This is a genomic window from Janthinobacterium sp. SUN120 (genome assembly GCF_030397735.1).
In the GTDB taxonomy this organism is placed as follows: domain Bacteria; phylum Pseudomonadota; class Gammaproteobacteria; order Burkholderiales; family Burkholderiaceae_D; genus Janthinobacterium; species Janthinobacterium kumbetense.
The window spans coordinates 821,096-847,278 of record NZ_JAPUBW010000001.1 but is presented as its reverse complement, the minus strand read 5'-3'; the positions used below and the strand labels follow the sequence as shown (position 1 = coordinate 847,278).

Annotated in this window: 25 protein-coding genes and 1 pseudogene; 17 read left to right on the top strand and 9 right to left on the bottom strand. The window is 62.8% G+C overall.

All coding sequences use genetic code 11. The features are described 5' to 3' along the window. Nucleotides 1–80 precede the first annotated feature (80 nt). Entirely contained in the window at nt 81–830 is a 750-nt protein-coding gene (locus tag O0879_RS03760; protein ID WP_289914699.1) for a nucleotidyltransferase domain-containing protein, read from the top strand. Here the strand turns inward: O0879_RS03760 and O0879_RS03755 are convergent. Then, complete coding sequence (locus tag O0879_RS03755) at nt 827–1,732, bottom strand: LysR family transcriptional regulator (RefSeq protein WP_251348622.1); 906 nt, start codon at nt 1,730–1,732, stop codon at nt 827–829. The genes O0879_RS03760 and O0879_RS03755 overlap by 4 nt on opposite strands. A 187-nt stretch (nt 1,733–1,919) precedes the next feature. Between O0879_RS03755 and O0879_RS03750 the strand changes: the two are divergent. From O0879_RS03750 to O0879_RS03740, 3 genes and pseudogenes are all read left to right on the top strand, one after another. Continuing rightward, nucleotides 1,920–2,123 (top strand): annotated as a pseudogene (locus tag O0879_RS03750) (DUF2798 domain-containing protein); the annotation flags it as partial. Nucleotides 2,124–2,224: 101 nt separating this feature from the next. Further along, complete coding sequence (locus O0879_RS03745) at nt 2,225–2,623, top strand: VOC family protein (protein WP_289904888.1); 399 nt, start codon at nt 2,225–2,227, stop codon at nt 2,621–2,623. 107 nt (nt 2,624–2,730) lie between these two features. Next, a complete protein-coding gene (locus O0879_RS03740; RefSeq protein ID WP_289897824.1) occupies nt 2,731–3,579 on the top strand; it encodes an alpha/beta hydrolase in 849 nt (282 codons plus the stop codon). A gap of 45 nt (nt 3,580–3,624) precedes the next feature. Here the strand turns inward: O0879_RS03740 and O0879_RS03735 are convergent, their stop codons facing one another. Next, nucleotides 3,625–5,712: a 3-hydroxyacyl-CoA dehydrogenase NAD-binding domain-containing protein gene (locus tag O0879_RS03735; RefSeq protein WP_289914697.1), complete on the bottom strand. Its 2,088-nt coding sequence runs from the start codon at nt 5,710–5,712 to the stop codon at nt 3,625–3,627. A 627-nt stretch (nt 5,713–6,339) separates the two neighbouring features. Between O0879_RS03735 and O0879_RS03730 the strand changes: the two genes are divergently transcribed. Genes O0879_RS03730 through O0879_RS03715 form a run of 4 tightly spaced genes read left to right on the top strand, consistent with a single transcriptional unit; the run spans nt 6,340 to nt 11,211 of the window. Beyond that, nucleotides 6,340–8,340 (top strand): PAS domain-containing methyl-accepting chemotaxis protein, encoded by a 2,001-nt coding sequence (locus O0879_RS03730; protein ID WP_289904886.1) that lies wholly within the window; start codon nt 6,340–6,342, stop codon nt 8,338–8,340. Nucleotides 8,341–8,343: 3 nt separating this feature from the next. After that, nucleotides 8,344–9,168: a protein-glutamate O-methyltransferase CheR gene (locus O0879_RS03725; protein WP_289914695.1), complete on the top strand. Its 825-nt coding sequence runs from the start codon at nt 8,344–8,346 to the stop codon at nt 9,166–9,168. Further along, complete coding sequence (locus O0879_RS03720) at nt 9,165–9,698, top strand: chemotaxis protein CheD (RefSeq protein ID WP_289914694.1); 534 nt, start codon at nt 9,165–9,167, stop codon at nt 9,696–9,698. Before O0879_RS03725 ends, O0879_RS03720 begins: the two co-directional genes overlap by 4 nt. Then, nucleotides 9,685–11,211, top strand: coding sequence for a chemotaxis protein CheW (locus tag O0879_RS03715; protein WP_289914691.1), 1,527 nt, complete (start codon nt 9,685–9,687; stop codon nt 11,209–11,211). Before O0879_RS03720 ends, O0879_RS03715 begins: the two co-directional genes overlap by 14 nt. A 6-nt stretch (nt 11,212–11,217) precedes the next feature. Here the strand turns inward: O0879_RS03715 and O0879_RS03710 are convergent, their stop codons facing one another. Beyond that, a complete protein-coding gene (locus O0879_RS03710) occupies nt 11,218–12,870 on the bottom strand; it encodes a 3-(methylthio)propionyl-CoA ligase (protein ID WP_285817010.1) in 1,653 nt (550 codons plus the stop codon). Between the two features lie 262 nt (nt 12,871–13,132). On the opposite strand from O0879_RS03710, the gene O0879_RS03705 reads away from it, so the two are divergent. The 7 genes from O0879_RS03705 (at nt 13,133) to O0879_RS03675 (ending at nt 18,640) form a co-directional block, all read left to right on the top strand. Continuing rightward, a complete protein-coding gene (locus tag O0879_RS03705; protein ID WP_289916139.1) occupies nt 13,133–14,575 on the top strand; it encodes a protein adenylyltransferase SelO in 1,443 nt (480 codons plus the stop codon). A gap of 9 nt (nt 14,576–14,584) precedes the next feature. Then, nucleotides 14,585–14,986, top strand: a complete 402-nt coding sequence (msrB, locus tag O0879_RS03700; protein ID WP_034756083.1) for a peptide-methionine (R)-S-oxide reductase MsrB — start codon at nt 14,585–14,587, stop codon at nt 14,984–14,986. Nucleotides 14,987–15,061: 75 nt separating this feature from the next. Further along, nucleotides 15,062–15,691, top strand: coding sequence for a septation protein A (locus O0879_RS03695; protein ID WP_099411909.1), 630 nt, complete (start codon nt 15,062–15,064; stop codon nt 15,689–15,691). Continuing rightward, entirely contained in the window at nt 15,688–15,990 is a 303-nt protein-coding gene (locus tag O0879_RS03690; RefSeq protein ID WP_251348613.1) for a BolA family protein, read from the top strand. Before O0879_RS03695 ends, O0879_RS03690 begins: the two co-directional genes overlap by 4 nt. A gap of 112 nt (nt 15,991–16,102) precedes the next feature. Continuing rightward, on the top strand, nt 16,103–16,882 hold the full coding sequence (locus O0879_RS03685) for a peptidyl-prolyl cis-trans isomerase (RefSeq protein ID WP_077404793.1): 780 nt from the start codon (nt 16,103–16,105) through the stop codon (nt 16,880–16,882). Nucleotides 16,883–16,998: 116 nt separating this feature from the next. Next, nucleotides 16,999–17,775, top strand: coding sequence for a peptidylprolyl isomerase (locus tag O0879_RS03680; protein ID WP_034756072.1), 777 nt, complete (start codon nt 16,999–17,001; stop codon nt 17,773–17,775). A gap of 184 nt (nt 17,776–17,959) precedes the next feature. Beyond that, on the top strand, nt 17,960–18,640 hold the full coding sequence (locus O0879_RS03675) for a DNA alkylation repair protein (protein ID WP_289914687.1): 681 nt from the start codon (nt 17,960–17,962) through the stop codon (nt 18,638–18,640). Here O0879_RS03675 and O0879_RS03670 read toward each other — a convergent pair. Further along, complete coding sequence (locus O0879_RS03670) at nt 18,603–19,277, bottom strand: TetR/AcrR family transcriptional regulator (protein WP_289914685.1); 675 nt, start codon at nt 19,275–19,277, stop codon at nt 18,603–18,605. The genes O0879_RS03675 and O0879_RS03670 overlap by 38 nt on opposite strands. 107 nt (nt 19,278–19,384) lie before the next feature. Here O0879_RS03670 and O0879_RS03665 point away from each other — a divergent pair, with 107 nt between their 5' ends. Next, the gene (locus O0879_RS03665) at nt 19,385–20,083 is read left to right on the top strand and encodes a hydrolase (RefSeq protein WP_289914682.1); all 699 of its coding nucleotides are present in this window, start codon (nt 19,385–19,387) and stop codon (nt 20,081–20,083) included. 4 nt (nt 20,084–20,087) lie between these two features. Here O0879_RS03665 and O0879_RS03660 read toward each other — a convergent pair whose 3' ends face one another. Then, nucleotides 20,088–20,981: a GNAT family N-acetyltransferase gene (locus O0879_RS03660; protein WP_289914680.1), complete on the bottom strand. Its 894-nt coding sequence runs from the start codon at nt 20,979–20,981 to the stop codon at nt 20,088–20,090. Between the two features lie 165 nt (nt 20,982–21,146). On the opposite strand from O0879_RS03660, the gene O0879_RS03655 reads away from it, so the two are divergent. Then, entirely contained in the window at nt 21,147–22,040 is an 894-nt protein-coding gene (locus O0879_RS03655) for a neutral zinc metallopeptidase (RefSeq protein WP_099667876.1), read from the top strand. Nucleotides 22,041–22,095: 55 nt separating this feature from the next. On the opposite strand, the gene O0879_RS03650 is transcribed toward O0879_RS03655, so the two are convergent. From O0879_RS03650 to nadA, 4 genes are all read right to left on the bottom strand, one after another. Beyond that, nucleotides 22,096–23,178 carry a TIGR03118 family protein gene (locus O0879_RS03650; RefSeq protein WP_289914678.1) on the bottom strand — a complete coding sequence of 361 codons (1,083 nt, stop codon included), beginning with the start codon at nt 23,176–23,178 and terminating at the stop codon, nt 22,096–22,098. Between the two features lie 115 nt (nt 23,179–23,293). Continuing rightward, the gene (locus tag O0879_RS03645; RefSeq protein ID WP_289904876.1) at nt 23,294–24,052 is read right to left on the bottom strand and encodes a transporter substrate-binding domain-containing protein; all 759 of its coding nucleotides are present in this window, start codon (nt 24,050–24,052) and stop codon (nt 23,294–23,296) included. Beyond that, on the bottom strand, nt 24,052–24,918 hold the full coding sequence (gene nadC, locus O0879_RS03640) for a carboxylating nicotinate-nucleotide diphosphorylase (protein WP_289897813.1): 867 nt from the start codon (nt 24,916–24,918) through the stop codon (nt 24,052–24,054). Before nadC ends, O0879_RS03645 begins: the two co-directional genes overlap by 1 nt. Continuing rightward, on the bottom strand, nt 24,915–26,048 hold the full coding sequence (nadA, locus tag O0879_RS03635; protein ID WP_289904874.1) for a quinolinate synthase NadA: 1,134 nt from the start codon (nt 26,046–26,048) through the stop codon (nt 24,915–24,917). The genes nadC and nadA overlap by 4 nt, the downstream gene beginning before the upstream one ends. Between the last annotated feature and the right edge of the window lie 135 nt (nt 26,049–26,183).

Here is a 26,183-nt window from a genome sequence, read left to right as displayed (position 1 = left end):
TACTTATTAGAAAGGATTACCTGTCCGCGCGCCACTGCATGCTATGGTGGAAGTTTCTCCCACCGGACTCGTCCCCAGGCATGCCGACCATCGCCCCCGCCCCCTGCGGCCCGCTGCAGCAGCATTTCGACGCCTTGCTGCAAGACGTCTGCGCCAGCCTGGCTGCGCACGCCGGTTACTTGCTGGACGGCATATACCTGTACGGCAGCATCGCCCGCGGCGATGCCACGCCAAGCGTGTCCGACCTCGACCTGACCCTGGTGCTGCGCCAGCCGCCCACGCCGCCGCAACTGGAAACGCTGGAAGCGCTGCGCCTGGCCCTGCAGGCACGCCACCGGGAAGTACTGAAAATCGATTTCGATATCGGCCACCGGGCCCAGGTGCTGGCGCCGGAGCACCTGTACAGCTGGGGCTACTGGCTCAAGCACCAGTGCCGCTGCCTGTGGGGCGAGGACCTGGCGCCGCACTTTGCGCCCTTCTCTCCCTCGCGCGCCATCGCCCTGGCCGTGAATGGCGACTTTGCCCGCGTGCTGGACGATTATGCGCGGCGCCTCGATGACGAGCGCGACCCTGCCGCCATCGCCCGCCTGCAGCGCGAAGCGTCGCGCAAGCTGATCCGTTCCTGCAACCTGCTGCACCAGGATGGCGATCCCGGCTGGCCCGCCAGCCTGGACGAGCATGCCGCGCTGTTGCTGCGCCGCTATCCCGCCATGCAGGCGCAGGCAGCCTATTTTCTTGCCCAGGCCAGGCCGGGCGCCGCGCCGGCCAGCGGCTTTGCGCCGGCGCTGCGCCGATTCACGCAGTGGCTGGTGCAGCAACAGGCGGGCTAGACGCCGGCCTCATCGTTCAACAGCGGATTGCCGGCCGCAAACGCCGCCAGGTGTTCGAGCAGCACGCGCACGCGGGCCGGCAGGTAGCGCCGCTGCGTCCACACGGCGTACACGTGGCGCGGCTGCGGCATCCAGTCGGGCAGCACGCGCACCAGGCTGCCGCTGGCCACTTCGTCGCGGCATTGCAGAAGCGGACACAGCAGGATGCCGATGCCCGCATCGGCCATCTCCACGGCCAGGCGCATTTCGTTCACGCGCAGGCGCGCCTGCGGTTCGATCACCATTTCGGCGCCGTCGCCGGGCCGCCGCAAGCGCCAGGTGCGCAGCGGTTCGGCCACGATCAGCTCGTGCTTTTCCAGTTCCTGCAAGTCGCGCGGCACGCCGGCGCGCGCCAGGTAGCCGGGCGCGGCCACCATCACCAGCGCGGCGCTGCCCAGGCGGCGCTGCATCAGCGAGGAATCGTCGAGCGAGCCCACGCGGATGGCCAGGTCGGCGCCGCTGCCCACCAGGTCTTGCAGCAGGTTCGACAGTTCCAGCTCCAGGCGGATGTCCGGATACTTCTGCATGAAGCTGACCCAGGCCGGCGTCAGCAAGCCGCTGGCGAAGTTGACGGGCGCCAGCACGCGGATGCTGCCCGAGACGGCCGACAGGCTGGCGTCGAGCTGCTGCGTGGCTTGCCGCAGGGCATGGACCAGGGGACGGCACTGCTCGTAGTATTGCCAGCCTTCCGCCGTCGGCTGCAAGCGGCGTGCGCTGCGGTTGAGCAAGCGGTAACCGAGCTGGCTTTCCAGCTTTTGCAGCCGGCGCGTGACGGTGGCGGCGGGCAAGTCTTCCTTGACGGCCGCCGCATGCAGGCTGCCCGCCTCGACAATGGAAACAAACAGGGCTAAATCATCGAGCATGATTGCATTTTCGGAATTTGAAATTAAAAATATGGCTCTAGTATAGATTGCTGCAAGTTGTTACGCTGCCCTTTCCTTACCATTTTGAAAGTGTCCCATGTCCGAAGCCCTGCGTTTGCGTTGCGTATTTGCCTTCCTGATGTCGCTGGTCATGACCCTGCTGATGAGCGCCTGAGTCACCTGGCTCAATATCGGCCTGCAGGCGGACTTCCTGCCCCGCTGGCGCCACGCGTTCTTTGCCGCCTGGCCCGTGGCCTTCTGCGCCGTGATGCTGTTCGCGCCCCGCGTGCAAGTCATCAGCCGCAATATCGTGGCCCGGCTGGCGCGCCCGGCACCAGGCTGCCCCGCCTGCGCGGCCGATGCGCCATGTGCGTGCGTCCGCCGCCCTTAACCAGCAGTCGGCCACCGGCAGTATCACTCGGTCACTCCCGCCCACGGCCGCCCTGATCCGGGCTATGCTATGGCCGTCCTTGTTTTTACTGCGGAGTGACCATGCTCGACCACGTTTCCCTCACCGTCAGCGACCTGGAACGCGCCGAGCGCTTCTACGACGCCATCTTCGCCGCGCTCGGCGTACCCAAGGTGGGCAGCGACCATGCCAATGCGTGGATAGGCTATGGCGAGCGCAGCGATGCCGAACATCCCGAACGCAGCTATTTTTCCGTGCGGCTGGGCCCCGCGCCCGACGACGCGCCGCGCCGCCATTGCTGCTTCAAGGCCCCCTCGCGCGCGGCCGTGGAAGCGTTCTGGCACGCGGGGCTGGCGCAGGGCGGCATCGACCTGGGCGCGCCCGGCTTGCGCCACTATCACGCCAGCTATTACGCGGCCTTTTTGTTCGATCCCGACGGCAACCGCATCGAAGCCGTCTGCCACCGCGCCGACGCCGGCTGACAGGACGGGAAATCCACCTCTGTTCGGCATTTCCACTTCGTGACGATTTGCCTATAATGGCTGGCACGCCATACCGGTCCCCGGTCCCTGCACCAAGAAGGAGATTCATGCATCATCTATTCGTCGGCCGCCCCGCGCGCACCATGCTCCTCTCCAGCGCCGGCTTGCTGCTGGCAGGCTGTTTTTCCGGCTGCTCCCTGTTGCCATCGACCCCGGTCATGCCCGGAGTGCCGGCTACCGCCGCCCTGCCCGACGCCAGCATCGCCTACACCGTGAGCGGCCAGGGCGGCGTGCCCGTCGTGTTCCAGTCGGGCATGGGCGACGGCAAGGATGTGTGGGCCAAGGTGGCGCCCGAAGTGGCCAAGCAGCACCGCGTGCTCGTGTACGACCGTCCCGGCTACGGCGACAGCAAGAAAACCACCACGCCGCGCGACCCGTGCACCATCGCTGCCCAGCAGCGCGCCCTGCTGGCGCAAGCTGGCTTGAAACCGCCGTATGTGCTGGTCGGCCATGGCTTGGGCGGGCTGTACCAGTATGTGTATGCGAAGCTGTACCCGCAGGACGTGGCCGGCCTGGTCTTGCTCGATCCCACGCACCCGCAGCAATGGAACCGCCTGCAGACGGACGCATCCACCTACGCCATGCTCGTCAAGACGCGGCGCAAGCTGATGTTCAACAGTACGGAATCGGCCGAATTTGATGCCCAGACGCAATGTCTGCAGCACGTCGACATGGGCAGCCCGCTGCGCGTGCCCGCCATGCTGCTGGTGCGCGACAAGTTCGGCATCGAGGAAATGGGATCGTTTGAAAACGTGGTGCGGGCCCAGGAAAAGGATTGGCAGCGCCTGTCCGGCGCGCCGGCCATCGAGCGCATCACGGGCGCCGGCTACTACATCCAGAAGGACAACCCCGTCATCGTCAACGAGGCGGTCAAGATGGTGGCGAAGAAGAAATAAAAAAAGGGCAGAGAAATCTGCCCTTTGTCATTCAACAACCCAACATCAACTATTGAAGCCCTTGCCCTCGCCCACCAGCTTCACCAGCAGGGGCGCCGGCGTCCACGCTTCGCCGTGGCGGCCTTTCGCATAGCCGGCGATGGTGTCGAGCACGTTCGGCAAGCCGACCGTGTCCGCGTAGAACATCGGGCCGCCGCGGAACAGCGGGAAGCCGTAGCCCGTCAGATACACCATGTCGATGTCCGAGGCGCGCAGGGCGATGCCCTCCTCCAGGATGCGCGCGCCTTCGTTGACCAGCGCATACACGAGCCGCTCGACGATTTCCTGGTCGCTGATCTTGCGCCGCGCCACGCCGATGTCGGCGGAGTGCTGGACTATCATGGCGTTGACCTGTTCCGAGGCGTACGCCTTGCGGTCGCCCGGCTTGTAGTCGTACCAGCCGGCGCCCGTCTTCTGGCCATAGCGCCCCAGTTCGCACAGCAGGTCGGCCGTCTTCGAATACGTCACTTCCGGTTTTTCCACGTAGCGGCGCTTGCGGATGGCCCAGCCGATGTCGTTGCCGGCCAGGTCGCCCATGCGGAACGGGCCCATGGCAAAGCCGAATTTCTCGACGGCCTTGTCGACCTGCTCGGGCAGGCAGCCTTCTTCCAGCAGGAAACCGGCTTGGCGGCTGTATTGCTCGATCATGCGGTTGCCGATGAAACCGTCGCACACGCCGGAAACGACGCCCGTCTTTTTCAGCTTTTTCGACAGCGCCAGCGCCGTGGCCAGCACATCCTTGCCCGTTTCCTTGCCACGGACGATTTCCAGCAGTTTCATGACGTTCGCCGGGCTGAAGAAATGCGTGCCGACCACGTCCTGCGGGCGCTGGGTGAACGCGGCGATCTTGTCCAGGTCCAGGGTCGAGGTGTTCGAGGCGAGGATGGCGCCCGGCTTCATGACGGCGTCGAGCTGCCTGAACACGGTTTCCTTCACGCCCAGCTCTTCGAAGACGGCTTCGATGACGATGTCCGCCTGCGCGATATCCGCATACGCCAACGTGCCGCTGACCAAGGCGATGCGCTGCTCGGCCTTGTCCTGCGTCAATTTGCCCTTCTTGACCGTGTTTTCATAATTCTTGCGGATGGTGGCCAGGCCCTTGTCCAGCGCTTCCTGCTTCGTTTCCAGCAAGGTCACGGGGATGCCCGCGTTGGCGAAATTCATGGCGATGCCGCCGCCCATGGTGCCGGCGCCGACAATCGCCGCGCTGGCGATGGCGCGCACGGGCGTGTCGGCCGGCACGTCGGGCACCTTGCTGGCGATCCTCTCGGCAAAGAAGGCGTGGCGCAGGGCTTTCGATTCCGGCGACTGCACCAGCTGCATGAACAGTTCGCGCTCGTACTTCAAGCCCTCGTCGAACTTCATCGTCACGGCGGCCGCCACGGCATCGACGCATTTCAGCGGTGCGGGGAACGGGCCGGACATGGCTTTCACGGTATTGCGCGAAAATTGCAGGAACGCTTCGTGGTTCGGGTAATCGACCTTGCGCTCGCGCACTTTCGGCAGCGGGCGCACGTCGCCCACTTTCGTGGCGAAGGCCACGGCGGCGGCCAGCAAGTCCGCGCCGGGCGCGATGACTTCGTCGAACAGGGCCGTGCCGGCCAGTTTTTCGGACGCCACGGGCGTGCCCGAGACGATCATGTTCAAGGCCATTTCCAGGCCCAGCACGCGCGGCAGGCGCTGCGTGCCGCCCGCGCCCGGCAAGATGCCGAGTTTAACTTCAGGCAAGGCCATCTGCGCGCCAGGCGCTGCCACGCGGTAGTTGCAGCCCAGCGCCAGCTCCAGGCCGCCGCCCATGCAGACACTGTGGATGGCCGCCACTACAGGCTTGGTCGATTGCTCGACGACGTTGATCAAGGTGTGCAGCGTTGGTTCCGTGAGCGCCTTGGGCGAATTGAATTCCTTGATATCGGCGCCGCCCGAAAAGGCCTTGCCGGCGCCCGTGATGACGATGGCTTTGACGGCGTCGTCCGCCAGCGCCTGGCGGATGCCGGCCACGGCGGCCGTACGCGTCGCCAGGCCCAGGCCGTTGACGGGCGGGTTGGCCAGGGTAATGACGGCAACGGCGCCGTTCACTTGATATTCAGCACTCATGTCTCTTCCTTGTTGGTCTATAGGTTTTTGCTTGGCGATGAGGTGGTTGCAAGGGATGAAGCTGCACTATACCGCATAAAAGAACGCTCGTATTATTTTTGTCGTGCGCGCGCAGGCGCCAGCATGGTACGCCATGGTACAACATCATTTGCGGAAAGATTCTGCTGCATGCAGCAAGTTTCAGTAGAAGCTATCACTTGGATATTCATTTAAATAATAAAAGCACAATAATAATAACGCCGTTTTATTATGCAAGGAAATGCGTTTGTTATATGCCGGCATGGGCCAATTGCGACAGTTTTTACATTATTTATTCCCGCCCCTTGTTTTTCGCCAGATGCTGGGGAATAATAAAATTGTTGATACAAATCAATACTCTACAATTTATCTACAATAAGGCATACCGCAGGAAAAACACTGGCGGCCGTTCTGCGCGCACATTCTCACCGATTATCACCAGATTTCGACCGCGGCAATAACATTGCTGCCTTTTATGGATAGCAGTAAAAGTAATAGCAGCGGCATTATCGTTCCCATTCCTCTTCTCACCCCGAAGGAAATACTATGGACGCAGCCAGCCATGTCAGCCACTCCCAGGATCTGGACTTACAAGCGATAAATACTGCATTGAACCGTGTCCAGGCCGTGATCGAATTCGAACTCGACGGCACCATCCTGCATGCGAACGACAATTTCCTGCGCGTCGTCGGCTATACCCTGGCGGAAGTGCAAGGCAAGCACCATGCCATCTTCTGCGACCCCGAGTATGTCAAGACGGATGAATACAGTAACTTCTGGGCCAAGCTGGGACGCGGCGAGTTCGACCATGGCGAATACAAGCGCCGCGCCAAGGATGGGCGCGAAGTGTGGATCAACGCATCCTACAACCCCATCCTCGACGCGGACGGCAAGCCGTATAAAGTCATCAAGTTTGCCACCGACATCACGGCCACCAAGCGCCGCAACGCCGATTACGAAGGCAAGATCGACGCCATCAGCAAGGCCCAGGCCGTGATCGAATTCCGGCTCGACGGCACCATCCTCGACGCCAACGACAATTTCCTCAAGTCCGTCGGCTACACGCTCGACGAGATCAAGGGCAAGCATCACCGCATGTTTTGCCTGCCCGACTACGCCAACAGCGACGACTATGCGCAGTTCTGGCACAAGCTGGGGCAAGGCCAGTTCGACGCGGGCGAATACAAGCGCCTCACCAAGGACGGCCGCGAAATCTGGCTCAACGCCTCGTACAACCCCATTTTCGATACGGAAGGCCGGCCCTTCAAGGTGGTCAAGTTCGCCAGCGACGTCACGGCCCTGAAAAAGCGAAATGCCGAATACGAAGGCAAGGTCAGCGCCATCGGCAAGGCGCAGGCCGTGATCGAATTCGACATGCAGGGCAATGTGCTGGACGCGAACGACAATTTCCTCGCCGTCATGGACTATGACTTGAGCGATATCAAGGGCGAGCACCACCGCATGTTCTGCGAGCCCGAGTATGCGAGCAGCGCCGAGTACAAGAAATTCTGGCAAAAGCTCAACCGCGGCGAATTCGACGCGGGCCGCTACAAGCGCCTGGGCAACCATGGCAAGGTGGTGTGGATACAGGCCACCTACAACCCCATCCTGGACCTGAACGGCAAGCCGTATAAGGTGGTCAAGTTCGCCATCGACATCAGCGAACAGGTGAACCTGGAAAACAGCATCCAGTCCAAGGCCGCCAACGACAGCCGCAAGGTCAATGCCCTGCTCGAATCGGTGGCGCGCGCGGCGCAAGGCGACCTGACCTGCAATATCGTGCCCGAGGGCGACGAGCCGATCGACCTGCTGGCCGGCGGCATCAGCAAGATGATCATCGACTTGCGCGGCGTGATCGGCAACGTGGTGTCGGCGGCGAACGGCTTTGCCGACGCCTCGCACGCGATCGCCGAACGGGCCACGGGCGTGGCCGTGGGCACGCAGGCGCTGGGCGCCACGGTGGAAGAAATGAACGCCTCCATCGACGGCCTGACCTTTTCCATCAATTCCATCGCGGAAAACACCTCGAACGCCGATTACCTGGCGAAAGCCACGCAGCAGGAAGCGGAAGCGGGCGCGCGCGCCGTCGCCAAGTCGATCGAGGCGATGGACTTGATCAACCGCTCGTCGGAAGACATCGGCGAAATCGTCAAGGTGATCAGCGAAATCGCCAACCAGACCAACATGCTGGCCTTCAATGCGGCCATCGAGGCGGCCCGCGCGGGCGAGCACGGCCTGGGCTTTTCCGTCGTCGCCGACGAGGTGCGCAAGCTGGCCGAGCGCTCTTCGCAGGCGACCAAGGAAATTTCCAAGCTGATCAACGAATCCGTCAAGCGCGTCTCGACGGGCAGCGAAATCTCCCGCCAGGCCAGCGACGCCTTCGACAAGATCGTCTCGGGCGTGGCGAAGACCACCCTGGCCATCTCGGATATCTCGAAGGCGGCCAACGAGCAGCTGCTGACGGCGCGCGAAGTGTCCACGGCGATCCAGTACATTGCCGAGGAAACGGAAAAGTCGGCCGCCAACTGCGACAGCATCGCCCGCTCGACGGATGGCTTGAACGAGCGCGCAGGCAGCCTGAACCAGACTGTCTCCGGCTTCGTGGTGTAGGCCATGAGCCACGCGGCCACCTTGACGCCCGAGGTGCTGATGACCCTGATCGCGCTGGTGCGCCAGCACACGGGCATCGCCATGACGGCGCGCAAGAGCGTCTTGCTGGAACGGCGCTTGCAGCCACGGCTGCAGGCGCTGTCCCTGCACAGCTACCAGGCGTACCTGGATCGCGTGGCCAGCGACCGCGACGAAGTGGCCCATTTCATCGACCTGGTGACCACCAACGACACCCTGTTCTTCCGCACGCCATCCATCTGGGATTACTTCCGCGACCGCTACCTGCCCGCCTGGGCGCGCGCGCATCCGGGAGGCTGCCTCGCCATCTGGTCGGCGGCGGCCGCCAGCGGCGAAGAACTGTATTCGATCGCCATGCTGTGCGAGCAATTCAAGCTGCAGGCGCCCGCCTTCCGCTACCAGATCCTGGCCAGCGACATTTCGCAGCAGATCCTGGGCGCGGCGCGGGCCGGCCAGTACAGCGGCCGCTCCGTCGAGCGCATCCGCCTGTCGCACCCGGACTTGCTGCGCAAATATTTCACGCCCGCGCCGTATGGCGTCAAGGTCAACGAGGAATTGCGCCAGCACGTCAGCTTTGCCCAGCATAATCTGCTGGAAGCGCTGCGCCCGGCCCAGCGCTTCGACCTGGTCTTCCTGCGCAATGTGCTCATTTATTTCGACGCCGAGCACCAGGAAACCGTGCTGCGCCAGGCACGCCTGAGCCTGAAGGACGAGGGCCGGCTGATCCTGGGCGAGTCGGAAACCATCGCCCGCCTCGGCACCGGCTATCAATTCGAGTTTCCCATGATTTATAAGGCGGGTACCGCATGAGCATCATCATCGAGCATAACTTGCCGCTGCAACATGTTGGCATGGGGCAACTCAGCGTGGGCACGCAGGGCGAGCAGCTGCAAGCCTTGCTCGGTTCCTGCATCGGCATCGGCTTCATCTGGAAGAATGGCCCGTGCTGCGGCCTGGCCCACTGCCTGCTGCCGGAAGCGCCCGGTACCGCCGGCGCCCCTGGCGCTCCGAATGCACGCTATGTGAGCCAGGCCGTGCCCTCGCTGCTGCGCCTGATGGGCGTGCGCCAGGCCGATTACGCCGATATCGAAGTGGTGCTGGCGGGCGGCGCCAGCATGTTTGGCCCGCGCAACGGGCGCTTGCAAGTGGGCCGGCAAAACGCGGAAGCGGCGCAAAAATACCTGGACCAGTGCGGCTTGCACGTCATTTTTTGCGCGCTGGGCGGCCGCCACGGGCGTCAGTTGCTGATCGATTGCGCCCGGCACAGCTATGCCGTCACCGATGTGGTGGCGCAACCCGAATTGATTCCACGCAAGGAAGGCGCATATGGATATGCATGAAGCAACGGGCTTGCAAGCGCAGGGGGCCAGCGACACGGCCACCGAACTGTTCGGTTCCTTCCACCTGGGCGACGATGAATTCGCCCTGCCCGCCAGCTGCATCCGCGAGGTCGTCAATTACCCCGCCAAAGTCACCGCCCTGCCCCTGTCGCCCGCCTACCTGGAAGGCATGTTCACCTTGCGCGGCAGCGTCATTCCGGTGGTCAACCTGGGCCGCTTGTTCCGCGCCGACGCGCCGCGCGCCGTGGCCACGGACAAGATCGCCATCCTCGATTTCCAGCAAGTACTGATCGGCATCGTTTTCCAGGATACGGGCGAAATCCTGCGCGTGCCCGCCAGCGCCCGCAGCGCCCTGCAGTATGCGGCCGGCGACAGCCACGCCGTCATCGCCGGCACGATCCTGCAGGACGGCGGCGCGCGCCTGCTGCAGGTACTCGACCCGCACGCCCTGCTGCGCATCGAAAACGTGCCCCACGTGCTGGCCCTGCAGGCCACGGGCGCCAGGCTCAGCACGTCCCGCTATCACGCGCAAAGCGAACGCCGGCAGTGCGTCAGCTTCCATGCAGCGGGCGCCACGTTTGCCTTCGAAATGCTGGCCATCCAGGAAATCATCCGGGTGCCGGAACTGCACAGCTCCCTGCTGAACAGCGAACTGTGCCTGGGGCGCATGCATTTTCGCGGCAGCCAGGTGGCCGTCGTCGATTTCGGCGCCCTGCTGCAGGCGGGCGAACCGGGCAAGGCAGCCACCGGCGACCAGCGCATCATCGTCGTGCGCCTGGAGGACACGACCGTGGGCTTCCTCGTCGACTCCGTCGACAGCATCGTGCATTTCTTTGGCGACGAAGTGCTGCCGATTCCCCTGCTGAGCAAGGCGCGCGCCGCCATGTTTGCCGGCTGCATCACGAAAGAAGGCCTGGGCGACATCATTTTCCTGGATCACAAGGAAATCCTGTCGCAGGCGGAGATCGTCGAAATGCGCGACGGCCACGCGCGCCTGTACCCCAGCGACCCGGAAACGGCCACCGCCGCCACGCGCAAGGCGCAGCGCCGCGTCTACATCACGTTTACGGTGGCAACCCGCTTCGCCGTGGAAATCGGACAAGTACGCGAAATCATCGATTTCAGCGGCGCCATCACCACGCCGCCGGGCATGCCGGCCTGCATGCGCGGCATGCTGAATTTACGCCAGCAAATGATCAGCATCATCGACTTGCGCCAACTGTACGCGATGCCGGCCTTGCCGGACGCCAGCGCGGGCAAGATCCTGATCGTGGAACGGGGTGACGAGCGCTACGGTTTTCTCGTCGACCATGTCGATAACATCATGACGATATCCGACAGCCAGCGCTTTGCGGCGCCGCAAATCATCCGCACGGGAGAGCATGACGACTTGCGCAGCGAAATGGATGAAATGATCGATATCGGCACGGATGCGCAGCGCCAGACCCTGTCCGTCTTCCAGTGCGATCATTTGCTGGAAAAACTGGGGTCGGCGCTGCCGCAGGCGGCCTAGGCTGGATTACATCCCCGGCAGCTTGTGCCCCTTGAACTGCTCGCGCAGCTTGTTTTTCTGGATCTTGCCCGTGGCGCCCATGGGCAAGGCATCGATGAACAGCACGTCGTCCGGCGTCCACCACTTGGCGATCTTGCCCTCGAAGAATTGCAATAGCGCATCGCGCGTGACCGTCATGCCGGGACGCAACACCACCACCAGCACGGGGCGCTCGTCCCATTTCGGGTGGAACACGCCGATGCAGGCCGCCTGCAACACAGCCGGGTGCGCCATGGCCAGGTTTTCCAGGTCGATGGTGCCGATCCACTCGCCGCCCGACTTGATCACGTCCTTGCTGCGGTCCGTGATCTGCATGTAGCCGTCCCCGTCGATGGTGGCCACGTCGCCCGTGGGGAACCAGCCATCCTGCAACACCTCGCCGCCCTCGTTCTTGTAGTACGAGGAAATGATCCACGGCCCTTTCACCAGCAAATGCCCGTAGGCCACGCCATCCCACGGCAATTCCTTGCCATCGTCGTCGACGATCTTCATGTCCACGCCATAGATCGCATGGCCCTGCTTTTGCAGGATCTTGCGCTGCTCCTCCTTCGGCAAGTCCAGGTGCTTGGTCTGCAAGCCGCCGGCCGTGCCCAGCGGCGACATTTCCGTCATGCCCCAGGCGTGGATGACCTCGATGTCGAACTTGTCGATCAGGGTATCCATCATGGCGGGCGGGCACGCGGCGCCCCCGATCACCGTGCGGCGGAAGGTAGAAAACTGCAAGTTATTCTGCAAGGCGTGATTGAGCAAGCCCAGCCAGACGGTGGGCACGCCGGCCGAGAACGTCACCTTTTCCGCCTCGAACAGTTCGTACAGCGATTTGCCATCGAGCGCCGCGCCGGGAAACACCATGCGCGCGCCAGACAGGGGCACGGAATACGGCAAGCCCCACGCGTTCACGTGGAACATGGGCACGACGGGCAGCACGGTATCCGAAGCGCGCACGTTCAGGGCGCTGGGCATGGCCGACGCATACGCGTGCAGCACGGTCGAGCGGTGCGAATACAGGGCGCCCTTGGGGTTGCCCGTCGTGCCCGACGTGTAGCACAGGGTGGCGGCTGCATTTTCGTCGAACAGGGGCCAGGCGTAATCGTCGGAATGCGTGGCGATCAAGTCTTCATAGCACAGCAGGTCGGGAATCGTGCTGCTGGCGGGCATGCGGTCGCGGTCGCACATCAGCACGAAATGGCGCACAAAGGTGCAGTCGGCGGCGATTTTCTCCACCACGGGCAGGAAGGTCAAATCGAACAGCAAGACCTGGTCTTCCGCGTGATTCGAGATATAGGCGATCTGGTCGGGAAACAGGCGCGGATTGATCGTGTGCAATACGGCGCCCGAGCCGGACACGGCATAATAGGCTTCCAGGTGGCGGTAGCCATTCCAGGCCAGGGTGGCGACGCGGTCGCCCATGCCGACTCCCAGGCCATGCAAGGCGTTCGCCAGGCGCCGCGCGCGCTGGTGGCAATCGCGGTAGGTGTAGCGGTGCATATCGCCCTCCACCCGCCGCGAAATGATTTCGCTGCCTCCATAATGACGCGCTGCAAACTCGATAATGCTGGAAATCAGCAGGGGCTGATTCATCATCTGGCCCATCACTGGACTCAAGGGAAATGCCGACATCGTGTCTCCTGGGTTGGATACTCGGTTATTGTTGGAATTTAAAGATTTTCCTTAGTTTCGTACGGTCGTGCGGAAATCGTCAACGCATTTCGATATTGCATTGCAGCATGGAATTTTCGATTCCGTTTTTTGCCGCAGTGGCCCCCATTTCCGCGCCCGCCACGCGGCTTGGCGCCGTGCGGTAAAATCGCCTTCCAGGCTGGCGCACCTTGCCGCTCCCTCTTATCTGACTGGAATTGCCATCACCGCTCATACCTTACCACTGGATAACGCCTTTGCGGCCTTGCCGCCCGCGTTCTATACGCGCTTGATGCCCACGCCCCTGCCCGCCCCGTATTTCGTGGCCGCCAGCGCGCCGGCCGCCAGCCTGGTCGGCCTCGATGCCGCGCGCCTGGCCGGGCCCGATTACGTGGAGCTGCTGAGCGGCAACACGGTTGCCGAGCGCTCGATTCCCCTGTCGGCCGTGTATTCGGGCCACCAGTTCGGCGTCTGGGCCGGCCAACTGGGCGACGGCCGCGCCATCTTGCTGGGCGATATCGCCACCGAACACGGCCCGATGGAGTTGCAGCTGAAAGGCGCGGGCGCCACGCCGTATTCGCGCATGGGCGACGGGCGCGCCGTGCTGCGCTCATCCATCCGCGAATTCCTGTGCTCGGAAGCCATGGCGGCGCTGGGCATTCCCACCTCGCGCGCGCTGTCCATCATGGGTTCGCAGCAAGGCATCATGCGCGAAACGGTGGAAACGGCCGCCGTCGTGACGCGCATGGCGCCCAGTTTCGTGCGCTTCGGCTCGTTCGAACACTGGTTTTACCGCAAGAAGCCGGACGAGCTGAAAATCCTGGCCGATTACGTCATCGACGGTTTTTATCCCCATTTGCGCGCCGCATCAAATCCATATCAAGCCTTGCTGGCCGAAGTGTGCGTGCGCACGGCGCACATGATTGCGCACTGGCAAGCCGTGGGCTTCATGCATGGCGTCATGAACACGGACAATATGTCCATCCTGGGCTTGACGCTCGATTACGGCCCCTTCGGCTTCATGGAAGCGTTTGACGCCGAGCACATCTGCAACCATACGGACCAGCAAGGCCGCTATTCCTACGCCAACCAGCCGCAAGTGGGCCACTGGAACTGCTATGCGCTGGGCCAGGCCCTGCTGCCGCTGATTGGCGAAGTGGAGCTGGCGCAGGCGGCGCTGGACAGCTACCAGCCCGCGTTTGCGGACAAGATGAATGCCTTGCTGCGCGCCAAGCTGGGTTTGCGCACGACGCAGGAAGACGACACGGCGCTGTTCGACAGCATGTTTGCGCTGATGCAAGCCAACCACGTGGATTTCACCAACTTCTTCCGCGCGCTGGCGACCTTGCAAGTGGCCGCTCCCGAACACGACACGATGCTGCGCGACATGTTCATCGACCGCCCCGCCTTCGATGCGTGGGCGACGACCTACCGCGCGCGCCTGCTGCAAGAAAAGAGTATCGATGCCGAGCGCAGTGCAGCCATGAACCAGGTCAACCCGAAATACGTGCTGCGCAACTACCTGGCGCAAGTGGCCATCGAGAAAGCCCAGCAGCACGATTACACGGAAGTGGCGAAATTGCTGGAAGTTTTGCAAAAGCCATTTGACGAACAGCCCGAACACCAGCACTATGCGGCCCTGCCGCCCGACTGGGCCAGCCACCTTGAAGTCAGCTGCTCATCCTAAGGAGTCCTTATGACCACGAATAAAGTCAAGAAAACCGACGCCGAATGGCGCGCCATGCTCGACTCGATGCAATACGAAGTCACGCGCCACGCGGCCACGGAACGGGCCTTCACGGGCAAGTTCTGGGACCACCATGAACACGGCGTCTACACCTGCGTCTGCTGCAACACGCCACTATTTGCCTCGGACACGAAGTTCGACTCGGGCTGCGGCTGGCCCAGCTATTTCCAGGCGCTCGACCCGGCGAATGTCACGGAAATCGTCGACCGCAGCCACGGCATGGTGCGCACGGAAATCGTCTGCGCCGTCTGCGACGCCCACCTGGGCCACGTGTTCCCGGACGGCCCGCCGCCGACCGGCTTGCGCTATTGCATCAATTCGGCTTCCCTGCGCTTCGATCCGCAGCCGTGATGCCGGCAATGGCTTGGGCCTTGCTCCTAAGCCATTCCTAAGATGATTTTAATAAGACCAGTGTAAAGTCTCGCCATGAAATTTCTATTCGACCTCTTCCCCCTGATCGCCTTCTTCACCGCCTTCAAACTGGGCGGCATGTATGAAGCGGCCACGCACGATTTCGTGCAGCAATATCTGTCCGGCTTCGTGTCCGGCGGCCTGATCAAGGCCGACCAGGCGCCGTGGATACTTGCCACCCTCGTCGGCATCGTCGCCACGGCTTGCCAGGTCAGCTATCTGCTGCTGCGCGGGCGCAAGGTGGACGGCATGCTGTGGCTGTCGCTGTTCATCTTTGTCGTGTTCGGCGGCGCCAGCATTTACCTGCATGACGATTTCTTCCTGAAATGGAAGCCGACCCTGATCTACTGGCTGTCCGGCCTGGCCCTCTTGATCGCCCACGTGGGTTTCAAGAAAAACCTGATCCGCAAGACCATGGAAGCGCAAGTGCAATTGCCGGATGCCGTCTGGAACCAGCTGCTGGCCGCATGGATCATTTTCTTTGGCGCCATCGGCGCACTGAACCTGTTCGTCGCCTTCGTGCTGTACAAGGGCGACATGGCTGCCTGGGTCAGTTTCAAGGCGTTTGGCGCGACGGGCATTTTCTTTGCCTTCATCGTGGCGCAAACCCTGTTCCTGGCCAAACATATCAAGGAAGACGCATGATGCACACCACCACCGAAAATACTTCGCCGGAAACGCGCATGCAGCGCATTCGTACCCGCCTGGAAACGGCACTTTCCCCTCTGGAATGCGTGCTGGAAGACGACTCGGCGCGCCACCGGGGCCATGCGGGCGCCGCCTCGGGCGGCGGCCATTACAATCTACGCATTATTTCTAGTCAATTTGAGGGGCTCAGGCTCGTCATGCGCCATCGACTGGTGTATGATTCCGTGCACGATATGATGCATAATGAGATACATGCATTGGCGATTGTGGCATTGGCGCCGTCCGAGGTAGCATAAGGATGGCGTTTTTGGCGTACCCGGATCACTTGGGTATGCCCGTGCTTCTGGCGCCATGCCTGGATTTCTTTCCATGCGTTTTTTACGAAACTTTCCCTAACAGGATTTAATAATGACTTTTAAGCCAGCCCGCTTGCTGATCGCACTACTCGCCGTTGTCGCGGTACCTGTTTTTGCGCAAAATGTTGCCGTTGTTAATGGCAAGCCTATCCCATCGTCGCGCGTTGATGCAGTCGTCAAGCAAGTCGTCGCCCAAGGCCAGCAACCGGATTCGCCGCAACTGCGCGAAATGATCAAGAAGGACTTGATCGGCCGTGAAGTGCTGATGCAAGAAGCGGAAAACAAAGGTTTCGGTAAAGATGCAGCAGTCAAGCAGCAAATCGAGAACGCACGCCAGGCCATCGTCATCAACGCCCTGGTCGGCGACTACCTGAAAAAGAACCCCGTCAACGACGCTGAAATCAAGGCGGAATACGACCGTTTCGTGGCCCAGACCGGCGACAAGGAATACCACGTACGCCACATCCTGGTAGCCACCGAAGCGGAAGCGAAAGACATCATCGCCAAGCTGAAAGGCGGCGCCAAGTTCGAAGACCTGGCCAAGCAATCGAAAGATGCCGGTTCGGCCGACAACGGCGGCGACCTGGACTGGGCAGCACCATCGTCCTTCCCGAAAGTCTTCTCCGACGCCTTCGTGAAACTGCAAAAAGGCCAGGTCACCGACACCCCGGTGCAAACGCCTAACGGTTTCCACGTGATCAAGCTGGACGACACCCGCGCGGCAAAACTGCCGACCCTGGAAGAAGTCAAGCCACAGATCGCCGAAGCGCTGCAGCAAAAGAAACTGCAAGCGTATCAGGAAGAAATGATCAAAAAAGCGAAAGTTCAGTAAGAACTGACCTCCCCGGCGCCCTTTTCGGCGCCGGTCGTGTATTCTGCGCCTGAATGCGTACTGCACGGCAGTCGCGATCTTTTGTATCGGTTTTTGTATACTTATTAGGAATGAACATGATTTTGAAGCCAGCCCGCCTGATCTTAGCTCTGGTCGCCGTTGTAGCGATCCCTGCGTTCGCGCAAAACGTGGCCACCGTGAACGGCAAGGCCATCCCTTCGTCGCGCGTCGACCAGGTCGTCAAGCAAGTCGTTGCCCAAGGCAAACAAGCGGATTCGCCGCAATTGCGCGAAGCCATCAAGAAAGACCTGATCGGCCGTGAAGTGCTGATCCAGGAAGCCGACAAGCAAGGCTACGGCACCCGTCCGGAAGTCAAGTCGCAGATCGACAATGCCCGTCAAAGCATCATCATCAACGCCCTGCTGGCCGACTACGTGAAGAAAAACCCTGTCAAGGACGCTGAAATCAAGGCCGAATACGACAAGTTCAAGGCACAAGCGGGCGACAAGGAATACCATGCACGCCACATCCTGGTAGCCACCGAAGCGGAAGCGAAAGACATCATCGCCAAGCTGAAAGGCGGCGCCAAGTTCGAAGAACTGGCGAAAGTATCGAAAGACGGTTCCGCAGCCAATGGCGGCGACCTGGACTGGGCTAGCCCAGCTTCGTACGTGAAGCCATTCTCCGACGCCATGGTCGCCCTGAAACCAGGCCAGGTCACGCAAACGCCCGTGCAATCGCAATTCGGCTTCCACGTGATCAAGCTGGAAGAAACCCGTCCGACGAAGTTGCCGGCACTGGAAGAAGTCAAGGGCCAGGTGGCCGAGTCGCTGCAACAGAAGAAACTCGCCGCCTACCGCGATGAGTTGATGAAGAAGGCAAAAATCCAATAAAAACGCCTGATATAAGCTACTGCGCGTCGCGCTTTGCGGCCTGCGATGCTCACCGTACCTTCGTACGGTTGCGCGTCTCGGCCACAAATCGCTGCCGCTCGCTACGCTTCTATCAGCCGTTTGGATGGCTGGACAAGAGCGCTCTTCGGGGCGCTTTTTTTACGCCTGAAAAAAGCGAGATGCGATGGATTTACATGCAGAACTGAAGGCGGCGCTGGAAGCGGTTGCCGAACCGGGCCGCGCGGGGCCCATGCAGGCCTACATGCGCGACCAATTCGTTTTCCTGGGCGTGGCGGCGCCGCAGCGGCGGCTGGCCGCCAGGGGCTTGGTGGCGGGTTTGCAAGGCATCGGTGCCGATGCCCTGCTGGAACATGCGCAACTGCTGTGGCAACAGCCGGAACGCGAATACCAGCACGTGGCGCTCGACATGCTGGCCCTGCACCGGCGCCAACTGGGCATCGAACACCTCCCCGCCCTGCTGGGACTGGCGCGCCAGCGCGCGTGGTGGGACAGCGTCGACGGCATGGCGGGCATCGTCGGCGAGGTGCTGCAGGCGGAACAACAGCGCGGCGGCGACGGCCATGCGCACATGGAGGGCGCCTTGCGCCATGAGGACTTCTGGCTGCGCCGCATCGCCATGTTGCACCAGCTGGGCTGGCGGGCCGACACGGATGCGGCCTGGCTGTTCGGCGCGGCGCTGGCGCTGGCCCACGAAGACGAGTTTTTCATCCGCAAGGCCATCGGCTGGGCCTTGCGCGACTACGCGCGCCACGCGCCCGAGGCCGTGACGGCGTTTGCCGACGCGCACCGCCAGCAACTGTCGGCGCTCAGCTACCGCGAAGCGCTGAAGCACCAGCCACGCTGAAGGCCGAGCCGCCCAGCAGGCGCAGCGCGGCATCGATGCGCGGCGCGGCATCCCAGGCCGGCGCGGGCGCCAGCAAGCCCAGCGCCATCTGCCGCAAGGGCTCGGCAATCACCATGGCCAGCAGCAAGCCGGCCAGCTCCCGCCCATCCTGCAGCGCCAGATGGCCGCGCGCGGCCTGGCGCTGCAGCCAGTCGGCCAGCAGGGCCGTGCCCCGCTCGATGCCGTTGCGCTGATACACGGCAAGTAAATCCGCGCGGGCGGGAAACTCCGTGCACAGCAGGCGGAACAGTCCGACGGCGTCCGCCGTCAGCACGCGCGCCGCCATCGCCTGCAAGATCTCTTTTAACAGCGGCAACACCTCGCCAGGCCCGGCCGCATCGTGCGCCATGGCCGGCAGGAAAGCGTCCGTCCAGCCGCGCACCACCAGGGCGACCAGTTCCTCGCGGTTGGCCGCGTATTGATACAGCGATTTCTTTGCCATGCCCGCGTGGCGCGCCACCGCTTCCATCGTCGTGGCCGCATAGCCTTCGTTCAGCAGCAGCCAGGTAGCCGCCTGCACGGCCGCCTCGCGCGCTTCCTCGGGCGGCCGCGCCGGACGGCCCCGCCCGCGCAAGGCCTTGCTCTCTTCTTCCTGCATGCCAGCTCCAAGCTTGATCGATGAGCAATTTTACACTGAAACATATTTAGGAAACGCTGTGCGTTTCTTTAATATATAATTGGCTCACCCCAACAAAGGAGAACGACATGACGCAGCATATTGAATTCCCATGGAGCATTACCAGCACGGGCGACTTGCTCGACCCATTCCCCCTGCACCTGGAAACGGGCGTCACGCGCCTGGAAAACGGTTGCCTGCTGGTGGCGGCGCGCACGGAACTGCACGGCTGCAGCGGGCGCATGCTGGACTGGTGGTTTACGTTTTTCGAGACGACGCAGCACATCAAATGGTGGCACCCGCACGATCACGTGGCCCATCATGGCTGGAACAGCGCGTGGAAAAAGGGAGAAAGTTACTATGGCGCCTCGATCGAGGCAGTGGAATCGCTGGGCGACATTCCGCCCGTGAAAGCCAAGCTGAAGTTCCATGATCCGAAGGATGTATTTGATACGGCGCAACTGCAACAGGCCAGGGACAGCGGCGCCCTGTCGGCCGCCATCTGCGCGCGCATCGGCTTCGGCGACCATGTGGCGCTCGATCCGCAGGGCGATCCGCTCGATGGCGAAATGCTGCACCTGACGCGCGACACCCCCACGGGCTGCGTGCTGCGCAGCCGCTTCTTGCTAGGCCGCAATAGCCTGAACCCCGTGCGCGACGTGCCCGACGTGCTGGGCCTGAACTTGCTGCGCCATTGCTACAGCGAATTTACCTACCTGTCGCGCTTTTTGCCATCGCTGTATTACGGCGAGCACGCGAATGGAGAGCAAGCCCCGTTGCCCTGGTAAAACATTACAGCCGCTTGTGCATGCGCGCCAGCGGCAGCTTGACGCCATCGGGCAAGTCCAGGTAAAACTCTTCCGTCACGGCAAAGCCGCTGGCCAGGTACAGCGGCACGCCGGGCAAGGTGGCGGCCAGTTCCAGGGCGGTAAAACCGGCGGCCAGCGCCTGGCGTTCGCAATGGCGCATCAGCATGCTGCCCAGGCCCTGGCGCGCGGCGCCTGGCTCCACAAAGAAGGCGCGGATGCGGCCCGGCTGGCTGGCCGGATCGAGCAGCGGGTCCGGGCCGTTCTTGGCGCGGTCGGCGCCATACAGGGTGGCGCGCCGGCTCCAGCCGCCGCAGGCCAGCATGGCGCCCTCCCGTTCGATGACGAAATACGTCTGGTCGGCCACGAGCTGCGTATCGACGCCGAACACGTGGCGCGTCACGGACTCGGCCTGTTCCGGCGTATAGAACCCCGCGCTCAGCGCCACGCCGGAACGGGCAATCAGCGCGTTCATGGCAGGCACGTCGGCCGGCAGCGCCACGCGCAAGCCGCTCAAAGCGCCAAAGCTGAACCAGGCGCGGCTGATGCGTCCCTGCTCCACTTCATACGTCGCCACCAGTTCCTGCGCCGACACGCCATCGTCCGTGTCGCCATGGACGATTTCATGGTCGATCACCAGCTTGCCGCAGGCGATGCGGTTGAGCAACTGCGCATGCGGTTTGCTGGCGGCGAAGCGGGCCGTGAAACGGGGGCCGATTTGCCCGCTGCCCGTGGCCAGCAAGGTATCGGGATGCTGGAATTGCTGTGCGTCATCGGCATAGATGGCCAGCAAGGCCGGCACGTCGTGCGCGTTGTAGGCGTCCAGTTGGGCCTGGACCACCGCGACGGGAGAAATGCGTGTATCGTTGGCAAGCGCCATGCGTGTACCTGTTGTGATGTGGGTGGAAAGTTGCAAAGCGTAACACTGTCGCTCCTGTCGCGGCGCGGTTTGCTGCGATAATTATAAGACTCGTCATAAGATTCGTCGCCAGACGCATCTTGCGACGTCACCAATCAATCGCAAATCGCAGCAGGAGTAGATATCATGAAATGGGAAGGCAATCGCGAAAGCGACAATGTGGAAGATCGCCGTGGCGAAGACGGCGGTGGGGGCGGCGGCGGTGGCGGCTTCGGTTTTGGCGGGCGCTCGATCGGCATCGGCACCATCGTCATCGCCCTCGTCGGCTCGTATGTGCTGGGCGTCAATCCCTTGACCTTGCTCAACCTGCTCAGCGGCGGTGGCGGCCAGATCAGCACCCAGCAAAGCCAGTCGCCCGCGCGCCAGCCGCCCGAATCGGACGAGATGGCCCGCTTCGTGAAAACCGTGCTGGCCGATACGGAAGACACCTGGGGCGCCCTGTTCAAGGCCGAAGGCGGCAGCTATGTGAAACCCAAGCTGGTGCTGTTTTCCGGCAGCACGCCGACGGCTTGCGGCACGGGCCAGAGCGCCAGCGGGCCTTTCTATTGCCCTGGCGACCAGAAAGTCTACCTGGACCTCGATTTCTTCAACCTGATGCAGCAGCGCTTCAAGGTCTCGGGCGAATTTGCCGAAGCCTACGTGATCGCGCATGAAGTGGGCCACCACGTGCAAAACCTGATGGGCTTGTCCGAGAAGGTCGACAATGCCCGCCGCACGCAATCGGAGCGCCAGGCCAACGCCATGTCCGTGCGCCTGGAATTGCAGGCCGACTGCTTTGCCGGCGTGTGGGCGTATCACGCGAACGCCGACCGCAAGATCCTGGAACAGGGCGACGTGGAAGCGGCCCTGAAAGCGGCCACGGCCATCGGCGACGATGCGCTGCAGCGCCAGTCGCAAGGCCATGTCGTGCCGGACTCGTTTACGCACGGCACCTCGGAGCAGCGCGTGCGCTGGTTCAGCAAGGGCATCGAGAGCGGCCAGATTTCCCAGTGCAACACGTTCGAGGCACGCCAACTGTAGGCCCTTGCCGGCCGGTTGCAGGCGCGCTGGGCACGGCGCGCCTGCCCGTGCCACGCTACTTCACGTCGATACGCCCATATTGTCCGTGCGCCTCGTCAGCCGGCCCGGCCGCATAGAACAGGGTATTGACGGGCTGGCTGTTGAGGCCATTGCCGAAAGCGATGCCCCACAAGCCATCGATCACCAGCGGCGTGCCGTCGGGCTTGAGCAGCGGCCCGCCAGCCTTGCCCGTGACGGTGTCATAGGCGTTGATCTTGCCATCGCCAAAATTCCCGATCAACAGCATATTGCCGGCAGAGCCGAAGTCGGCCGGCGCCAACGCCATGCCCCACGGCGCATTCAAGGCCCCACCGCTCACCAGCCGCTTGATGAGCGTGCCGCCGGTGTCGTACACATTGACGATGCCCAGGCCCGCGCCAGCCTCCTCGTCGTCGCCGCTGGCCTCGCGCTTGGCATAGGCGACATAGATGCGCTCGCCGATGGCCTGGATGCCGAACGGTGCATAGCCGGCCGGCAAGCCGGGATCGCTGAACGCGCCAGGCCAGCTGGCCCTGGTAAAATTGGCATCGAAGACGTCGACGCGCCCGTTATGGAAATCGGCCGCGTACAGGTAGTTGGCGCCCGCACGGGCGGCAATCGCCAGGCCCTTGTAGACGCTGCCGCCGGCGCTGCCGTCATACACGACCTGGGCCGTGACGGGGCTGACCGTGGGCGACCAGGCCGAGATGCTGCCGCTTTCGCTGGCGAAGATGAAGGGGCTGGGCGCCGTCACGCCATTCTGGCTCAGCTTGAAATCCTGCGTGCCGTTAAAGACGATGCCCGTCGGCCCTGCCGGCGTGCTGACCACCAGCGATTGCGGCACGCCGTTGCCATCGTACAAGGTCGACTTCGCCGTGCCATTCGCCGCCACCCAGACGAAGCCGCGCGGATTGAACGCCACGCCCCAGGCATTGACGAGGTTAGGGTCCGTGTGCGCGGCCGGCAGCGCGGCCGTATCGGACACGAGGCTGGTCGCCGCATATGCGTTCAGGGCTGGCGGCTTGTGATGGTGATGGCCGCCGCCGCAGGCAAACAGCACGGTGACCAGCGCGGCGGCGAGACAGGCGCAAACAATCTGCCTGGTGGTATGCGTTTTCATGGCGTTCCCCTTCTGCGTGATGGGCAGAGTTGCGCTGCCTGCCATCAGGGTATAAGCGGACCGTGCCGGGCGCTTGAGCCGCGTCAAGCGCAGCGCAGATAGGGCTTGCGCCCCGTCAGGGTATGCCGACGTCGTAGCGCTTGCCCAGCTTTTTCAGTTCGCCTGTCTCGATCAGGCTATTCAATTCCTGGTCGAACTGCAGGCGCAGCTTGTCGAAGGCGGGCGAGCGGGGAAAGGCAAAATAGCCATTCTGCACTTCTATCACTTTGGGCAAGGGTTTCACCTGGCGCCCATAGCCGAGGCGGGCGATCACGGGGTCGGTATTGCGGCGGTTGCTGACGAACACGTCGACGTGGTTGTGCACCAGCATCTTCAAGCCGTTTTCCACGTTATTCGCCACGCTGACCTGCAGGCCGGGCCGCACGCGCTCCCAGTCCGCGCCATAGGCCCAGCCATTGAGCAGCACCACCCGGCGGCTCTTCAGCACCGCGTAATCGCCATCCCAGCCGAAGCTGGCATCCTGGCGCGTATAGAAGACCATCTGGTCCTGGTAAAACGGCTTGTCGGCAAACGCCATGCCGGCGATACGCTCGGGCGTCTTGTAGGGCCCGATCAAGATATCGGCCTGGCCCTGCACCAGCATGGCTTGCGCGCGCGCCCACGGCACCATGCGGAAACGCACGGTATTGCCCGTCCGGGCCGCCATCAGGCGCAGCAGTTCCGCGCCCAGGCCGCCATACTCGCCGCTATCCTGGTACTCGAAGACGCGCTCGAACTGCGCGCCCACGGCCAGCAGCTCGCGCGCCTGCAGCGGCGCGGCAAATGCCGGCCACAGCAGCGCCAAGGCCAGCAGGCGCCGCCCTGCTCCGCTCATCAGCCGACGATGCGCAAGGAGTAATCGGTGGCCCGCACATCCTTGGTCAGGCTGCCGATCGAGATGCGGTCCACGCCCGTTTCGGCAATCGCGCGCACGGTATCGAAGTTGATGCCGCCGGACGCTTCCAGCAAGGCGCGGCCATGCGTCAAGGCCACGGCGTCGCGCATCATGTCGTTGCTGAAGTTATCGAGCAAGACGGAGACGGCGCCTGCGTCCAGCGCTTCCTGCAATTGCGCCAGGGTTTCCACCTCGATCTGCACGGGCACGCCCGCGTCGAGATTGCGCGCGTTTTCCAGGGCCTGGCTGACGCCGCCCGCGGCCGCGATATGGTTTTCCTTGATCAGGATGCCGTCATACAGGGCCAGGCGCTGGTTCTTGCCGCCGCCCACGCGCACCGCATACTTTTGCGCCAGGCGCAGGCCCGGCAAGGTCTTGCGCGTGTCCAGGATGGACGCCTTGGTGCCGGCGACCACGTCCACATACTGGCGCGTGGCCGTGGCGACCGCCGACAGCAATTGCAGGAAATTGAGGGCGCTGCGCTCGGCCGTGAGCAAGGCGCGGGCCGGTGCTTCGATCGTGCACACGACGCTGTCGGCCGTCATCATGTCGCCTTCGGCGTAATGCCAAACGATGTCGATGCTGCGGTCCAGGCTTTTCATGATGCCTTCGAACCAGGGCGCGCCGCACAGCACGGCTGCTTCGCGCACGATGACACGGGCCGTGACGATATGGTCTGGCGGCACCAGTTCACCCGTCAGGTCGCACTGGCCCACGTCTTCCAGCAAGGCGGCCAGCAAATTGCCTTCGAATGCGCGCGCCAGGGCGGGATCGAAGGGAGCGAAAGAATTAACGAGGGTACTCATGCTGGACCGATTCCTTGGAACAATTTAGTTTCTTTTGCCAGGTCCGCACCCGGCTTGAGGCCCGCCTTCTTGGCGGCGGCGAAGTCGAGCATGCGGTTGATCGAACGCACGGCCAGCTGGCCGACGGCCGGATCGACGTGGATTTCGTTGTGCATGTTTTCCAGCGTTTCAGCCAGGTTCAGCAAGCCGTTCATGGCCATCCACGGGCAGTGCGCGCAGCTCTTGCAGGTGGCGCTGTTGCCGGCCGTGGGCGCTTCGATGAAACGCTTGCCCGGCGCGGCCGCGCGCATCTTGTGCAGGATGCCGTTGTCGGTGGCGACAATGAAAGTGTCCGTATCCATGGTTTGCGCTGCCGCAATCATTTGCGACGTCGAACCGACCATGTCGGCCAGCGCCACCACATTCGCGGGCGACTCCGGATGCACGAGCACCTTGGCTTGCGGATACTCTTCCTTGAGCAAATCGAGTTCGATGCCCTTGAATTCGTCGTGCACGAGGCAGCTGCCCTGCCACAGCAGCATGTCGGCGCCCGTTTCCTTCTGAATATACGAACCCAGGTGCTTGTCGGGTGCCCACAGGATTTTCTTGCCCTGCGCATGCAAATGGGCAACGATGTCGAGGCCGATGGACGACGTCACCATCCAGTCCGCGCGCGCCTTGACTGCGGCGCTGGTGTTGGCGTAGACGACGACGGTGCGGTCCGGATGGGCGTCGCAAAAGGCTGTGAATTCATCCACCGGGCAGCCCAGGTCGAGCGAACAGGTCGCGTCGAGGTCGGGCATCAAGACCGTTTTTTCAGGACTGAGGATCTTGGCCGTTTCGCCCATGAAGCGCACGCCGGCCACGACGAGGGTCTTGGCCGGATGGTCGCGCCCGAAGCGGGCCATTTCCAGGGAATCGGAGACGCAGCCGCCCGTGGCTTCCGCCAGGTCTTGCAGGTCAGCATCAACGTAGTAGTGGGCAACGAGCACGGCTTCGCGCTCGATCAGCAAGCGCTTGATGCGCGTGATCAGTTCGGCTTTCTCGGCCGGGGAAGGCGTCGCTGGCGTGCGTGCCCAGGCGTGGGCAGTGCAGCTGGCTCCGTCTTGTGGATGTTCGTACTCGACGGATTTGATGGCTAAAGTTTGCATGGCTGTGTCAAACAAAAACGGGATAGACCGGCACGATTGCAATAAAGCAGGTGCGCCGGAACGAAAGGACCGCGGCGCGTCGGTGTGGTGCTGCCGGATGGGCGACTGGCGCGCCATCCGGCATCTTGCCTCAGA

Excerpts from the sequence above, each read along its gene's own strand:
- O0879_RS03745 (WP_289904888.1), top strand. The coding sequence starts at position 2,225 with ATGCTCGACCACGTTTCCCTCACCGTCAGCGACCTGGAACGCGCCGAG.
- O0879_RS03720 (WP_289914694.1), top strand. The coding sequence starts at position 9,165 with ATGAGCATCATCATCGAGCATAACTTGCCGCTGCAACATGTTGGCATG.
- O0879_RS03675 (WP_289914687.1), top strand. The coding sequence starts at position 17,960 with ATGGATTTACATGCAGAACTGAAGGCGGCGCTGGAAGCGGTTGCCGAA.
- O0879_RS03710 (WP_285817010.1), bottom strand. The coding sequence starts at position 12,870 with ATGTCGGCATTTCCCTTGAGTCCAGTGATGGGCCAGATGATGAATCAG.
- O0879_RS03665 (WP_289914682.1), top strand. The coding sequence starts at position 19,385 with ATGACGCAGCATATTGAATTCCCATGGAGCATTACCAGCACGGGCGAC.
- O0879_RS03660 (WP_289914680.1), bottom strand. The coding sequence starts at position 20,981 with ATGGCGCTTGCCAACGATACACGCATTTCTCCCGTCGCGGTGGTCCAG.
- O0879_RS03740 (WP_289897824.1), top strand. The coding sequence starts at position 2,731 with ATGCATCATCTATTCGTCGGCCGCCCCGCGCGCACCATGCTCCTCTCC.
- nadC (WP_289897813.1), bottom strand. The coding sequence starts at position 24,918 with ATGAGTACCCTCGTTAATTCTTTCGCTCCCTTCGATCCCGCCCTGGCG.
- O0879_RS03680 (WP_034756072.1), top strand. The coding sequence starts at position 16,999 with ATGATTTTGAAGCCAGCCCGCCTGATCTTAGCTCTGGTCGCCGTTGTA.
- O0879_RS03735 (WP_289914697.1), bottom strand. The coding sequence starts at position 5,712 with ATGAGTGCTGAATATCAAGTGAACGGCGCCGTTGCCGTCATTACCCTG.
- nadA (WP_289904874.1), bottom strand. The coding sequence starts at position 26,048 with ATGCAAACTTTAGCCATCAAATCCGTCGAGTACGAACATCCACAAGAC.
- O0879_RS03670 (WP_289914685.1), bottom strand. The coding sequence starts at position 19,277 with ATGCAGGAAGAAGAGAGCAAGGCCTTGCGCGGGCGGGGCCGTCCGGCG.
- O0879_RS03760 (WP_289914699.1), top strand. The coding sequence starts at position 81 with ATGCCGACCATCGCCCCCGCCCCCTGCGGCCCGCTGCAGCAGCATTTC.
- O0879_RS03650 (WP_289914678.1), bottom strand. The coding sequence starts at position 23,178 with ATGAAAACGCATACCACCAGGCAGATTGTTTGCGCCTGTCTCGCCGCC.
- msrB (WP_034756083.1), top strand. The coding sequence starts at position 14,585 with ATGACCACGAATAAAGTCAAGAAAACCGACGCCGAATGGCGCGCCATG.
- O0879_RS03755 (WP_251348622.1), bottom strand. The coding sequence starts at position 1,732 with ATGCTCGATGATTTAGCCCTGTTTGTTTCCATTGTCGAGGCGGGCAGC.
- O0879_RS03715 (WP_289914691.1), top strand. The coding sequence starts at position 9,685 with ATGGATATGCATGAAGCAACGGGCTTGCAAGCGCAGGGGGCCAGCGAC.
- O0879_RS03690 (WP_251348613.1), top strand. The coding sequence starts at position 15,688 with ATGATGCACACCACCACCGAAAATACTTCGCCGGAAACGCGCATGCAG.
- O0879_RS03725 (WP_289914695.1), top strand. The coding sequence starts at position 8,344 with ATGAGCCACGCGGCCACCTTGACGCCCGAGGTGCTGATGACCCTGATC.
- O0879_RS03645 (WP_289904876.1), bottom strand. The coding sequence starts at position 24,052 with ATGAGCGGAGCAGGGCGGCGCCTGCTGGCCTTGGCGCTGCTGTGGCCG.
- O0879_RS03695 (WP_099411909.1), top strand. The coding sequence starts at position 15,062 with ATGAAATTTCTATTCGACCTCTTCCCCCTGATCGCCTTCTTCACCGCC.
- O0879_RS03655 (WP_099667876.1), top strand. The coding sequence starts at position 21,147 with ATGAAATGGGAAGGCAATCGCGAAAGCGACAATGTGGAAGATCGCCGT.
- O0879_RS03685 (WP_077404793.1), top strand. The coding sequence starts at position 16,103 with ATGACTTTTAAGCCAGCCCGCTTGCTGATCGCACTACTCGCCGTTGTC.